A 13,085-nucleotide genomic window follows, 5' to 3' on the forward strand; every position below is an offset into this window, starting at 1 on the left:
GGCAGGCTCGCGAAGCTTCACGGCAACCCATCGCGAACCCGGCCGCGCGGCATCGCTCTAACAGCATCGTTGCTTCATCCTCGGCAGCGCTTCACGCGCGCGCCATTCTTCGTGCCCCTTCGTTAGACGGACGCTATGACGCAGAACTCGCTCCCCTCCTGGTCCTCGCTGCAAACGCATTACGAGAAGATTCGCGATGCGCACATGCGCGACTGGTTCGCCCCCGCGAACGATCCCGCCCCTACCCGTGCCGAGCGCTTTGCGTTCGCGGGCGGCGGTCTCGCGGCCGATTTCTCGAAGAACCGCATCATCGACGAAACCCTGAAACTGCTGGTGCAACTCGCGCGCGAAGCCGGCGTCGAGAAACGCCGCGACGCGATGTTCGCGGGCGAAATCGTCAACCCGACCGAAGGCCGCGCCGCCTTGCATACCGCGCTGCGCGCCACCGATCCGAAAGCGCCGTTCCATGCTGAAATCCAGGCCGAACGCGCGAAGATGGCCGCGTTCGCCGACCAGGTGCGCAGCGGCGAGTGGACCGGCTATACGGGCAAGCGGATTCGCTACGTCGTGAATATCGGCATCGGCGGCTCGGACCTTGGGCCGAAGATGGTCGTGCACGCGCTGCATCATCTGGCCACGCCGGAGATCACCACGCACTTCGTGTCGAATGTGGACGGTGCGGATCTGTACAACGTGATGCAGATGATCGATCCGGAAGAAACGCTCGCGATCATCGTCTCCAAGACCTTCACCACGCTCGAAACGATGACCAACGCGCGCTCGCTGCGCGACTGGTTCATCGAGAAAGGCTGCCCGGAAAGCGCGCTGGCGAAGCACTTCGTCGGCGTGTCGGCGAACCCGGCCGAGGTAGTCAAGTTCGGCATCGCGAAAGAGAATGTGTTCGAGATGTGGGACTGGGTCGGCGGGCGTTACTCGCTGTGGTCGGCGGTGGGTCTTTCGATCATGATCGCGATCGGCCCGCAACAGTTCGACGAACTGCTGGCCGGCGCCAACGAGATGGACCAGCATTTCCGCGACGCGCCGCTCGAAAAGAACCTGCCCGTGCTGCTCGGCATGATCGGCATCTGGTATCGCAACTTCTTCGGCTCGCAAAGCTATCTGGTCGCGCCATATTCGGAAGCGCTGCATTTCCTGCCGTCGTACCTGCAACAACTCGAGATGGAAAGCAACGGCAAGTCGGCGCGCCTCGATGGCGCGATGGTCGACTATCCGACTGCCGCCGTGACCTGGGGCGAACCGGGCACGAACGGCCAGCATGCGTTCTTCCAGATGCTGCACCAGGGCCCGACGATCGTGCCGATCGACTTCATCGCCGTATTGACGCCGGAGCATCCGCTCGTCAGCCATCACCCTAAGTTGCTGGCGAACTGCTTCGCGCAAAGCGAAGCGCTGATGCTCGGCCGCACGCTTGAAGAAGCGAAGAAGGTGGCCGGTGCCGACAAGCCTGAGCTGGCGCCGCACCTGGTATTTCCGGGCAACCGTCCGACCACCACACTGCTCGTCGACGCACTCACCGCGCGTTCGCTCGGCGCATTGATCGCGCTGTACGAGCATAAGGTGCTGGTGCAGGCATCGGTATGGGACATCAATCCGTTCGATCAATGGGGCGTCGAGTTGGGCAAGATCCTCGGCAAGGTGGTCGAGGCGGATCTGACGTCGGCGAGCGTCGACGAGAAAAAGCATGATTCGTCGACCTCGGCATTGATCGCACGGGCACGTGCGGCGTTGAAGCGCTGAAAGCTTGACGCGTTCAGAGCGTTGAAATAAAAAGCGGGCCTTTGCGGCCCGCTTTTTATTTCAACGCCCCGGATGATCAGGCGAGGCGCCCCGCCTCGATCGTCACCGTCGTATCGCAACGGCGCGCGAGTTCGACGTCGTGCGTGACGAGGATCAGCGTGGCGCCGTTCGCGCGGTTCATCTCGAACATCAAATCGATCACCGCATGGCCGGTGGCCGCATCGAGACTGCCGGTCGGCTCGTCGGCGAACAGGATCGCCGGATGCGTGACGAAGGCACGCGCCAGCGCGACCCGTTGCTGTTCACCGCCCGACAGCAGCTTGGGATAGTGTCCCGTGCGTTTGGCGAGCCCCACCTGCTCAAGCAAGCCGCGCGCACGCGCCGCGGCTTCGCGCGTGCCGATGCCGCCTTGCAGTTCGAGCGGCAAGGTAACGTTTTCGAGCGCTGTCAAATGCGGCATCAATTGAAACGACTGGAACACGAAACCGACCGAGCCGCTGCGCAACGCGGCGCGCTCGTCTTCGTTCAGTTCGGTCAGTTCGCGACCGAGCAGCCGAACCGAGCCCGAACTCGCGCTGTCCAACCCTGCAAGCAAGCCGAGCAGCGTAGACTTGCCCGACCCGGATGCACCGACGATCGCCACACTGCTGCCGGCTTCGATAGCAAGATCGATGTCCTCGAGAATCGTCAGTTCGCCCGTTGCATCCTTAACCTTCTTGCACAAACCCCGCACTTCAATGACTGGATCAGTTTTGTTTAGCATGGTGAAGCGTAGGTTGAAAGTGCGCGCCGCAGCGTCTCGCGCACCGGCGCTGACTACGGCATTCGGCTCGGCCGTGCTGGCCGCAACCCTGTTTTCGCTGCCCTTCCCGGCCTTTGCGGCCAACGCGCCGGAACAGGCCAAGCCGGTGATCGTCGTGCTCGGCGACAGCATCTCCGCCGAATACGGCTTGCCCCGCGACACTGGCTGGGTTGCCCTGATGCGCCAGCGTCTCACCGACGAGCGAATCGATTATAGCGTTGCCAACGCGAGCATCAGCGGCGACACCACGAGCGGCGGCCGGGCCCGCTTGCCGGCGCTTCTGCAGCGCCTCAAGCCGAGCATCGTGATCGTCGAGCTTGGCGCCAACGATGCCTTGCGCGGCGTGCCGCTCGCCACGACCGAAGACAATCTGCGCACGATCATCGAGCAGGCTCAACAAAGCCATGCGAAAGTCGTGCTGGTCGGCATGTATGTGCCACCCAATTACGGCCCCGACTACACGCAAAAGTTCCATGGTCTGTACGGCGAACTCTCGAAGCAATTGCGAGTGCCGCTAGTGCCTTTCCTGCTCGCCGGCATCGCCGACAAACCGGAGATGTTCCAGGCGGATCAGATCCATCCCACGCAGCAGGCACAGCCAATGCTACTCAACAACGTGTGGCCGGCTGTCAAGCCACTCCTTCGCACAAGTTCGCCGCACTGAAAAGCTCGCTAACAACTTGTTTCCGGTAATTGGGGAACGCGGATCGGCAAAGTCGTTCTGACACTTTAGTAATCCCGCGTAACCCGGCTCGAATTCTGAGCGACTTCTGAGGAGATAACGTGAAATATTTACCGTTAATCGCTTTGACCGTGGCAATTTCTGCATGCGCCGCTCAACCGCCTGCGGGCGTTCAATCCGTCGGCGAAAGCCAGCAACCGCCGAAGGCCGTCGCTACCTGCATCGCGCAAAAGTGGGCCGATGGCTCGCAACAGCAGGTGGTCTCGCAAGACACGCTGGCGAACGATCAGGCAGTGGACGTGTATGTGCCGGGCCAACAACCGCCTAACGGCGCGGCCGCGGTGGTACGGCCCTCGTACAAGGGATCGGGTTCGTGGGTCGGGTTCCGCGCCAATGGCGGTGCGGGCAGCGACGCGACCAGCTCGATCAGCGCTTGCCTTTAAGCCGGAGACGACTGAGCGCATGGCAAGCCGTGCTCAAGCCGTGCTCGTTCGCGAGCAAACTGTTTGACGAGCTTGCATGTATCAAATAAAAAAGCCCCGCAGATTGCGGGGCTTTTTTTGTGCGGCGCGGCTTTATCGGCTTGCGCGCAGCGGATGGAATCGAGCCTTAGTCACCGTTCGCCTGGGCATTGCTGCTGTCGAGCGAGCCATAGAACTTCACCTTCGAACGGGCGCGCAGCGCTTCGACATACGCCTCGGCTTCAGACTGAGCGTCCACTTGCGCAATCTGTTGCTGCGCAGCAGCCAAGCGCTGCGGATCGATCGGCGCACCCGCAACAACCGCGTTCACGCGATAGATCGCATAGCCGTCGTCACCCAAGTCCACACCGACGTACGCAGGTAATTTTTGCGCGTCTGCCTTGTAGATTGCACTCAATGCGGCCGGCGGCACGCCTTGCGCGTCGTTGCGCGAAACCTTCAGCGGCGACGAAAAACCTGCCGTGGACTTCGACTTCTCGAACTCAGCGAGCTTCGCGATGCCATCCTTGTGAGCGGCCTCGTCCGACTGAGCGGCAATCACCTTTTGACGTACTGCATCCTTGATGGCGTCGAGCGCCGGCACGGCTGCGGCCTTGTAGTCGGTCACACGCGCTGCGATCAGCGTGTTACCGCCGACGTCGATCGCCTGCGTGTTGTTGTGCGCGGTCACTGCATCGTTTGCAAAGACAGCAGCCAGGAACTTCGGATTGTTCAGCGGGCTGTCAGGCGGCAGCTTCGGATTTGGCTGCGGCGTTACCGTGGCCGTTTGCAGTTGCAGCTTGTACTTGTCGGCGGCCGGCTGCAGGCTCTTCGCCTTCTCGTAGACGATCGACGTGAAGCCTTCCGAGTCGTCGCTGAATGCCTTGCTTGCCAGTTGCGTCTTCAGGTCTTGTGCGATCTGATCTTTCACTTCGTCGAACGGCTTGGTGACGGCCGGCTTCACGTCCGTGACCTTGACGATGTGATAGCCGAAGTCGGTCTGCACAATGCCGCTGATTTCGTCTTTCTTGAGACCGAACACGGCGTCGTCGAATGCCTGGCCACCGGCGATCATGCCCCGGCCGAAGTAACCCAGATCGCCGCCCTTCGACGCCGAACCCGGATCCTGCGAATCCTGTTGCGCGATCTGCGCGAACTGATCAGGATGCGCCTTGACCTGTGCGAGCACCTCTTCGGCCTTCTGCTTCGCCTTGGCCTTGTCAGCCGCGCTCGCATCTTTCGGCGCCGAGATCAGGATGTGACTCGCACGCACCTGACCGTCCGTGCGGTAATGTGCGATGTTGTCGTCGTAGTATTTTTTCAGATCAGCATCGCTCGGCTGCACGGCGGCAGACAGCGTTGCCGGCGACATCACCAGGTACTGGATCGTAGCCGTGGCCGGCGTGGCGAAGTCGTTGCGATGCGCGTCATAGTACGCCTGCAGTTGCGCATCCGTCGGCTGGATCTTCGCGGCGTAATCACGCGGATGGAATGCGATGCCCTGCACTTCGCGCTGCTGTTCGGCGAGCTCGGTCAAATGCTGCGCGAGGGTCTTCGACGTGAACGCGCTGCCTTGAATGCTGGCCGGCAGTTGCTGCGTGGCGAGGCTGTAGCGCACACGTTCGTCGTATTGATCGGGCGTCATGCCCTGCATTGCAAGCAACTGCTTGTAGCGGTCGACGTCGATCGAGCCGTCAGGATTCTTCAGCGACGAAATCACCGGATCGCTCAGCAACACGCGGCGCACGGCGTCGTCGGATGCGGTCAAATGGAGGCGTTGCGTTTCATCGGCAAGCACGCGTTGCTCGATCAGGCCGTCGAGCATTTCGCGACGGCGTTCAGGCGTATCGAACGACTTCATGTCGAACTGCGCGCCGAGCATCTGACGGGCACGGTCGAGTTGCTGACGCATCGCGTCGTCATACTCCGCGCGCGTGATCTTATGACCGTTGACGCTGGCGACGTTTGCACTTTCGTCAAAGAAGCCGCGGAAGCCTTGAATGCCCACGAAACCCAACCCCGGCACAATGACGAGGATGAGCATGAACATCATCAGGCGTTTGTGATTGCGGAAAAAATCGAGCATGCGTAAAGGGAGTGCCAAAAACAGAACGCCCGATCTTACAACAGCGGGCAATAAAAAAGGCGAACCGGAGTTCGCCTTTCGAGGATACTGGCGGAGTGGACGGGACTCGAACCCGCGACCCCCGGCGTGACAGGCCGGTATTCTAACCGACTGAACTACCACTCCTTATATTCCGACTGCGCTGAAGCACTTGAACGAATCTGAAACTGGTGGGTGCTGAGAGGCTCGAACTCCCGACCTACGCCTTGTAAGGGCGCCGCTCTACCAACTGAGCTAAGCACCCGTTTCACGATTCAGTGCTTCTGCATTTGCCGCCTGATTTGCATCCCTCAAGCAGCAAGCCCGTTAGTTTAGCGCATCCTTCAGAGCTTTGCCAGGCCTAAATTTAGGGACCTTTGCCGCCTTGATCTTGATCGCGGCACCGGTGCGCGGATTACGTCCCGTACGCGCGGTACGTTTGCCTACGGCGAACGTACCAAAACCGACCAACGTCACCGAACCGCCCTTCTTCAACGTACCTTTGACCCCGCCGATCACGGCATCCAGTGCGCGGCCCGCCGCGGCCTTCGAGATATCGGCTTGCTGCGCAATGTGATCGATCAATTCCGTTTTGTTCATTCCAACCCCCGAGAATGTTTATGGCAATCGTGACGGCGCTCTGTAGCACCTGGCATCACGCGGCTGGCGGCTAATGCCGAGCCGACTCATTAGAATTGGCCGAAACCCTTGTGTCAAGCGGGGTTGAGCCTGATTCAAGAGGATCTGCGATGGGTTTTTATAACCGGCTGTTGTCGCGAATCGATGCTCGCACAACCAATCAATGACAAAAGACGCTCGGTGCTCACAAGGTGGGACGGAGCACGTGCCCAGCCGGTATTTTCATTTCTCGTGGGCAAAAAAAACCCGCGACCGAAGTCACGGGTTTTTTGGAGCAAACAGCTTTCGCTGTCAACCGGCTTAGTGCTTCACGACTTCCGTCGCGCCGGCGTCCTTACCGGGCTCCCCCGCTGCGACGGGCGCAGCCGGCTTCACCTCCTCTTCCGGCAATGCCTGAGGCACACGTTCGAGCGCCAGTTCGAGCACCTTGTCGATCCACCGGACCGGCACGATCTCGATCGCGTTCTTCACGTTGTCCGGAATTTCCGTCAAGTCTTTGACGTTTTCCTCCGGAATCAGCACCAGCTTGATACCACCGCGATGCGCCGCCAGCAGTTTTTCCTTCAAGCCGCCGATCGGCAGGACTTCACCGCGCAACGTGATTTCACCCGTCATCGCGACATCGGCACGAACCGGAATACCGGTCAATACCGACACCAGCGCCGTGGTCATCGCGATACCGGCTGACGGACCGTCTTTCGGCGTCGCGCCTTCCGGCACGTGAATGTGAATGTCCTGCTTCTCGAACGCTTCGTCCTTGACACCCAGACGGCGCGAACGCGAGCGGACCACCGAGCGCGCAGCTTCGACGGATTCCTTCATCACGTCGCCGAGCGAACCCGTGCGAATCACATTGCCCTTGCCCGGCATCACCGCGGCTTCGATAGTCAGCAAATCGCCGCCCACTTCCGTCCACGCCAGACCCGTGACCTGACCGACCTGATTTTCCTTGGCGGCCAGACCGAAGTCGTACTTGCGCACGCCGAGGAAGGTGTCGATATTGCCACCGTCGACCTTCACCGCGCCTTCCGCTTTCTTCAGCAGAAGCATCTTCACGACCTTGCGGCAGATCTTCGAAATTTCACGCTCGAGCGAACGAACGCCCGCTTCACGCGTGTAGTAACGAATGATGTCGCGGATCGCCGCTTCGGTTACATCGACCTCGCCATCCTTGAGGCCGTTGTTCTTCTTCTGCTTAGGCAACAGATAGCGTTGCGCAATGCTGACCTTTTCGTCTTCCGTGTAACCCGACAGACGGATCACTTCCATCCGGTCGAGCAGCGGCGGCGGAATATTCAGCGAGTTCGACGTTGCCACGAACATCACGTCCGACAGATCGAAATCGACCTCGACGTAGTGATCGGCGAACGTATGGTTCTGTTCCGGATCGAGCACTTCCAGCAGCGCCGAGGACGGATCGCCGCGGAAATCCTGGCCCATCTTGTCGACTTCGTCGAGCAGGAAGAGCGGATTGCGCACGCCGACCTTGGTCAGGCTTTGCAGAATCTTGCCGGGCATCGAACCGATATACGTACGACGGTGACCGCGAATCTCGGCTTCGTCGCGCACGCCGCCGAGCGCCATACGCACGAACTTGCGGTTCGTAGCACGTGCGATCGACTGACCCAGCGACGTCTTACCGACACCCGGAGGCCCAACGAGGCACAGGATCGGCGCCTTGACCTTGTCGACACGTTGCTGGACCGCGAGATACTCGAGAATGCGTTCCTTCACTTTCTCGAGACCGAAGTGGTCTTCGTCGAGCACGCGTTCCGCATTCGAGAGGTCGTTGTTGACCTTGCTCTTCTTGCGCCACGGCAAGCCGATCAGCGTATCGATGTAGTTGCGCACGACCGTTGCTTCAGCCGACATCGGCGACATCAGCTTGAGCTTCTTCAGCTCCGCGTCGGCCTTCTTCTTGGCTTCTTTCGGCATGCGGGCAGCCGTGATGCGCTTCTCGAGTTCCTCGAGATCCGCACCCTCTTCGCCTTCGCCCAGTTCCTTCTGAATCGCCTTGACCTGTTCGTTCAGGTAGTACTCGCGCTGGCTCTTCTCCATCTGGCGCTTCACACGCCCACGGATGCGCTTTTCAACCTGCAGGATGTCGATCTCGGCTTCGAGTTGCGCGAGCAGATGCTCGAGGCGCTCGATCACCGGGAACATCTCGAGGATGTGCTGCTTCTGGTCGAGCTTGAGCGGCAGATGCGCCGCGATCGTATCGGCCAGACGGCCAGCCTCGTCGATGCCTGACAGCGACGTCAGGATCTCCGGCGGGATCTTCTTGTTCAGCTTCACATACTGGTCGAACTGCGACACGATCGCGCGGCGCAGCGCTTCAGTTTCAGCGCTGTCGGCGTGGTCGGGTTCGAGCGGCATGACTTCGCACGAAAACTGCGTTTCCTGCTCTTCGATGGAAAGCGTTTTCGCGCGCTGCAAGCCTTCGACGAGCACCTTAACGGTGCCGTCGGGCAGCTTCAGCATTTGCAGGATGTTGGCGACACACCCTACTTCATACATGTCCTTTTCGGTCGGCTCATCTTTCGCAGCCGTTTTCTGGGCGACGAGCATGATGTGCTTACCGCCTTCCATCGCTGCTTCGAGAGCCTTGATCGACTTCGGGCGGCCTACGAAGAGCGGAATCACCATGTGCGGGAAGACGACTACGTCACGCAGCGGGAGCAGCGGGAGCGTAATGCGTTCCGGCGGAAGGAGTTGGGTTCCTGACATTTCATTTCCCCATGAGTGGAATCAGTTCGTTCGATAGGTGAGGCCAGCAGAAAAGATTGCAAGCCTCCGCGTGTGGGAAAAGTTCAGTGACTCCGAAGGTTCAGTGACTCCATAGTGAAAACAACCATCCTGACCACACGATAAACGAAAAAAGCCGTTCACGTTGCCATGAACGGCTTTTTTTGCGTAACCCGAAAGCCGATCAGTTCGAACCCGCCACTTTGGGCGCGTCTTCGTAGATCAGTAGCGGTTTGCCGTCGCCGTCAATCACGTTGTCGTCAATGATGACCTTGCTAACGCCTTTCATTTGCGGCAGATCATACATTACGTCAAGCAACGCCTGTTCGAGGATCGAACGCAGACCCCGGGCGCCCGTCTTGCGACGGATTGCCTTACGTGCCACAGCTTGCAACGCACCCGGGCGAATTTCGAGCTCGACGCGTTCCATGTTGAACAGCTTGTGGTACTGCTTCACCAAGGCATTCTTCGGTTCGACCAGAATCTTCATCAACGCCGTTTCGTCGAGCTTGCCGAGCGTGGCCACCACCGGCAGACGGCCGATCAACTCAGGAATCAGACCGAACTTGATCAGATCTTCCGGTTCCACTTCGCGCAGCACTTCGCCGGCGTCGCGGTCCTGCTTGCTCTTCACGCTTGCGCCAAAGCCGATACCGGTCTTCTCGGTACGGTCGACAATGACTTTCTCGAGACCGTCGAACGCGCCACCGCAAATAAACAGAATATTGGTGGTGTCGACCTGGATGAAGTCCTGATTCGGATGCTTACGGCCACCCTGCGGCGGCACCGACGCCATCGTACCCTCAACCAGCTTCAGCAAGGCCTGCTGCACGCCTTCGCCCGACACGTCGCGGGTAATCGACGGGTTGTCGGACTTGCGGCTGATCTTGTCGATCTCGTCGATATAGACAATGCCGCGCTGGGCCTTGTCCACTTCGTAATTGCAGTTCTGCAGCAGCTTCTGAATGATGTTCTCGACGTCTTCACCGACGTAGCCGGCTTCCGTCAGCGTCGTTGCGTCGGCAATGACGAACGGCACGTTCAGAAGGCGTGCGAGCGTCTGCGCGAGCAAGGTCTTGCCGGAACCGGTCGGGCCGATCAGCAGGATGTTGCTCTTGGACAGTTCGATCTCGTCCTTCTTGTCGAGATGCTTGAGGCGTTTGTAGTGGTTGTACACCGCAACCGCGAGAATCTTTTTCGCGCGCTCCTGACCGATCACGTACTGGTCGAGGATTTCGCGGATTTCCTGCGGGCTCGGCAGATCGGACTTGGACAAGCCGGCCTCGATGCCCGCGCCTGCAGCCTCATCGCGGATGATTTCGTTGCACAGGTCAATACATTCATCACAGATGAACACCGACGGGCCTGCAATCAGCTTTTTGACTTCATGCTGGCTCTTGCCGCAAAACGAGCAATACAACAGCTTTTCGCTGTTAGAACTTTTCTTGTCCGCCATAGATGTGTGAGCCTCCGGACACTCGATTACATGATACGCCGTTTGCCCCGGCCTCGCAGTTGGCGCGCGGCGGGACGTGAGCCACGGTGACGGCGTTTGCCGCAGGCGCTCGGACGAGTCTTGATTATTTCACAACCGACCCGATGACGGCCTCACCCCGTTTCAGGGCAAGACCGCACCGACGATTCAACGGACATTTCAGGGACGCTTGTGCGCCACCTGGTCGACCAGACCGTAAGCTTGTGCGTCATCGCCGGACATGAAATTGTCCCGGTCGGTGTCGCGTGCGATACGCTCAACAGGCTGGCCCGTGTGATGCGCGAGCAGATGATTCAGCCGTTCCTTCAGGTACAGGATTTCACGTGCCTGGATTTCGATGTCCGACGCCTGGCCGCGCGCGCCGCCCAACGGCTGGTGAATCATCACGCGCGAATTCGGCAGCGCAAAACGCTTGCCCTTGGCACCGGCTGCCAGCAGGAACGCACCCATGCTGGCCGCGAGGCCCATGCACAAAGTCGACACGTCCGGCTTGATGAACTGCATCGTATCGTAGATCGCCATCCCGGCCGAAACCGAGCCGCCCGGGCTGTTGATGTAGAAACTGATGTCCTTGTCCGGGTTTTCGCTTTCAAGGAACAACATCTGCGCGACGACGAGATTGGCCGTCTGGTCGTTTACTTCGCCTACCAGGAACACGATCCGTTCCTTTAGCAGACGCGAATAGATGTCATACGAGCGCTCACCGCGGCCGCTCGTTTCCACGACGATCGGCACCAGTCCGAGCGCCTGCGCTTCGAGATCCCGCGAGGACTGGGAGGTCAGCGTGTCCAGCATTTGGGCGCGAAAGGTCATGCAATGGATCCTTGTCTGGAAATATTCTAAATATCAGGTGCTAGACAGGTGCGGCCGGCGAGACCGTATTCAAGTGCCCGATCAGCGCGAACGCGGTGAGCCACGCCGCGTGAAACGCGCCATGCAAAACGCAACGTACTTTCACAGCACAAAAAAACGGCGTGCGAGCCGTCGCTCCGACAGCCGGCACGCCGTTGCAGCGACGCTTACGCTTGCGCCGTTGCGCTTGCCAGTTCTTCGAAGCTAACTTCCTTGTCCGTCACCTTGGCCTTGCTGAGGACGAAATCGACGACGTTGGCTTCAACGACGTACGCTTCCATTTCTGCAAGGCGTTGCTGGTTGGAATAATACCAGCGGACGACTTCCTTCGGGTCTTCGTAGCTTTTCGCGAATTCGTCGACTTCGGCACGAATCTGCTCCGGCTTGGCTTGCAGCTCATTGGCCTTGACCAGCTCGGCCAGCACGAGGCCCAGCTTCACGCGGCGCTCAGCCTGTTCCTTGAACATCTCAGCCGGGATCGGTGCATCAGCGGCGTTCGGCACACCACGTTGCTCGAGGTCCTGACGCGCCATGGCGACCAGACGCTCCTGATCCTGTGCGATCAGCGCGTTCGGCACGTCGAGTTCCGAGATCTTCAGGAGCGCGTCCATGACCTGGTTCTTGACGATCGCTTGCGTGCGGCGTTTCGCTTCGCGTTCGAGATTGTCTTTGATCTCAGCGCGCATCTTGACCAGATCGCCGTCTTCGATACCGAGCGACTTTGCGAATTCGGCGTCGATTTCCGGCAGGTGCGGCCACTCGATCTTCTTCATCGTGATCGTGAACTGCGCGGTCTTACCGGCGACATCCTTGCCGTGGTAGTCAGCCGGGAAAGCCAGGTCGAATTCCTTCGCCTCGCCGACCTTCAGGCCGAGCGCTGCCTTTTCGAATTCCGGCAACATGCGGCCTTCGCCCAGCACAAATGCGAAGTCTTCGGCGCTGCCGCCCTGGAACACTTCACCGTCGATCTTGCCGACGAAGTCGACCGTCACGCGGTCGCCGTCTTTCGCTGCCGTGTCCGCGCCGCCATCGCCGTGCTCGCCGGATTCGCCGCGAGCGTGGAAATGCACGCGCTGCTTGCGCAGGATGTCCAGCGTGCGATCGATTTCGGCTTCGCTGATGGTGGTCGTGGTGCGCTCGATTTCAGCCGTGGCGACGTCGCCCAGCTTCACTTCCGGATACACCTCGAAGGTCGCGTCGAACGCGTAGTCGTTTTCAGCAGCGTCGGCCTTCGGCGCGAAGCTCGGCTGACCGGCAACGCGCAGGTTTTCCGCGCGGCTGATGTCGAAAAACTCCTTGCCGACCTTGTCGCTCAGCACTTCAGCTTCAACCTGGCCCGAATACTGTTGCGTCACCATCTTGAGCGGCACCTTGCCCGGGCGGAAACCCGGCATGCGCACGTTCTTCGCGAGTTGACGGATACGCGAGTCCACTTCCTTCTGCACGGCGTCCTTCGGCAGGGAAATCGTTACGCGGCGTTCGAGCTTGCCGAGGTTTTCAACAACGTTAGCCATGGCTTCAATCGTCCTAAAATTATTCGAGCGAAT

General features: G+C 59.8%; 10 protein-coding genes and 2 tRNA genes. 3 read left to right on the plus strand and 9 right to left on the minus strand.

The features are described 5' to 3' along the window. Positions 1–135: 135 nt before the first annotated feature. Complete coding sequence (gene pgi / locus HWX91_RS28915) at positions 136–1,758, plus strand: glucose-6-phosphate isomerase (RefSeq protein ID WP_028196583.1); 1,623 nt, start codon at positions 136–138, stop codon at positions 1,756–1,758. A gap of 76 nt (positions 1,759–1,834) precedes the next feature. On the opposite strand, the gene HWX91_RS28920 is transcribed toward pgi, so the two are convergent. Further along, complete coding sequence (locus tag HWX91_RS28920; protein WP_028196584.1) at positions 1,835–2,521, minus strand: ABC transporter ATP-binding protein; 687 nt, start codon at positions 2,519–2,521, stop codon at positions 1,835–1,837. On the opposite strand from HWX91_RS28920, the gene HWX91_RS28925 reads away from it, so the two are divergent. Continuing rightward, entirely contained in the window at positions 2,520–3,224 is a 705-nt protein-coding gene (locus HWX91_RS28925; protein WP_042274939.1) for an arylesterase, read from the plus strand. The two genes, HWX91_RS28920 and HWX91_RS28925, sit on opposite strands and share 2 nt — an antisense overlap. 119 nt (positions 3,225–3,343) lie before the next feature. Continuing rightward, positions 3,344–3,685, plus strand: a complete 342-nt coding sequence (locus HWX91_RS28930) for a hypothetical protein (RefSeq protein WP_028196586.1) — start codon at positions 3,344–3,346, stop codon at positions 3,683–3,685. A gap of 166 nt (positions 3,686–3,851) precedes the next feature. Here the strand turns inward: HWX91_RS28930 and HWX91_RS28935 are convergent, their stop codons facing one another. From HWX91_RS28935 to tig, 8 genes are all read right to left on the minus strand, one after another. Continuing rightward, the gene (locus tag HWX91_RS28935) at positions 3,852–5,789 is read right to left on the minus strand and encodes a SurA N-terminal domain-containing protein (RefSeq protein ID WP_028196587.1); all 1,938 of its coding nucleotides are present in this window, start codon (positions 5,787–5,789) and stop codon (positions 3,852–3,854) included. Between the two features lie 88 nt (positions 5,790–5,877). Further along, a tRNA-Asp gene (locus HWX91_RS28940) sits at positions 5,878–5,954 on the minus strand. A 42-nt stretch (positions 5,955–5,996) separates the two neighbouring features. Beyond that, positions 5,997–6,072 (minus strand) — tRNA-Val (locus HWX91_RS28945). 62 nt (positions 6,073–6,134) lie between these two features. Next, positions 6,135–6,407: an HU family DNA-binding protein gene (locus HWX91_RS28950; RefSeq protein ID WP_007585907.1), complete on the minus strand. Its 273-nt coding sequence runs from the start codon at positions 6,405–6,407 to the stop codon at positions 6,135–6,137. A 339-nt stretch (positions 6,408–6,746) separates the two neighbouring features. After that, entirely contained in the window at positions 6,747–9,173 is a 2,427-nt protein-coding gene (gene lon, locus HWX91_RS28955; RefSeq protein ID WP_028196588.1) for an endopeptidase La, read from the minus strand. 202 nt (positions 9,174–9,375) lie between these two features. Further along, a complete protein-coding gene (gene clpX / locus HWX91_RS28960) occupies positions 9,376–10,647 on the minus strand; it encodes an ATP-dependent Clp protease ATP-binding subunit ClpX (protein ID WP_028196589.1) in 1,272 nt (423 codons plus the stop codon). Positions 10,648–10,845: 198 nt separating this feature from the next. Beyond that, positions 10,846–11,499, minus strand: coding sequence for an ATP-dependent Clp endopeptidase proteolytic subunit ClpP (clpP, locus tag HWX91_RS28965; RefSeq protein ID WP_007182010.1), 654 nt, complete (start codon positions 11,497–11,499; stop codon positions 10,846–10,848). Positions 11,500–11,705: 206 nt separating this feature from the next. After that, positions 11,706–13,052, minus strand: coding sequence for a trigger factor (tig, locus tag HWX91_RS28970; RefSeq protein WP_028196590.1), 1,347 nt, complete (start codon positions 13,050–13,052; stop codon positions 11,706–11,708). Positions 13,053–13,085 lie beyond the last annotated feature (33 nt).

Source organism: Paraburkholderia fungorum, from assembly GCF_902833645.1.
Lineage (GTDB): Bacteria > Pseudomonadota > Gammaproteobacteria > Burkholderiales > Burkholderiaceae > Paraburkholderia > Paraburkholderia fungorum.

Coding starts and splice junctions, on each gene's coding strand:
- HWX91_RS28950 (WP_007585907.1), bottom strand. CDS start 6,407: ATGAACAAAACGGAATTGATCGATCACATTGCGCAGCAAGCCGATATC.
- tig (WP_028196590.1), bottom strand. CDS start 13,052: ATGGCTAACGTTGTTGAAAACCTCGGCAAGCTCGAACGCCGCGTAACG.
- HWX91_RS28920 (WP_028196584.1), bottom strand. CDS start 2,521: ATGCTAAACAAAACTGATCCAGTCATTGAAGTGCGGGGTTTGTGCAAG.
- pgi (WP_028196583.1), top strand. CDS start 136: ATGACGCAGAACTCGCTCCCCTCCTGGTCCTCGCTGCAAACGCATTAC.
- clpP (WP_007182010.1), bottom strand. CDS start 11,499: ATGACCTTTCGCGCCCAAATGCTGGACACGCTGACCTCCCAGTCCTCG.
- clpX (WP_028196589.1), bottom strand. CDS start 10,647: ATGGCGGACAAGAAAAGTTCTAACAGCGAAAAGCTGTTGTATTGCTCG.
- HWX91_RS28935 (WP_028196587.1), bottom strand. CDS start 5,789: ATGCTCGATTTTTTCCGCAATCACAAACGCCTGATGATGTTCATGCTC.
- HWX91_RS28925 (WP_042274939.1), top strand. CDS start 2,520: ATGGTGAAGCGTAGGTTGAAAGTGCGCGCCGCAGCGTCTCGCGCACCG.
- lon (WP_028196588.1), bottom strand. CDS start 9,173: ATGTCAGGAACCCAACTCCTTCCGCCGGAACGCATTACGCTCCCGCTG.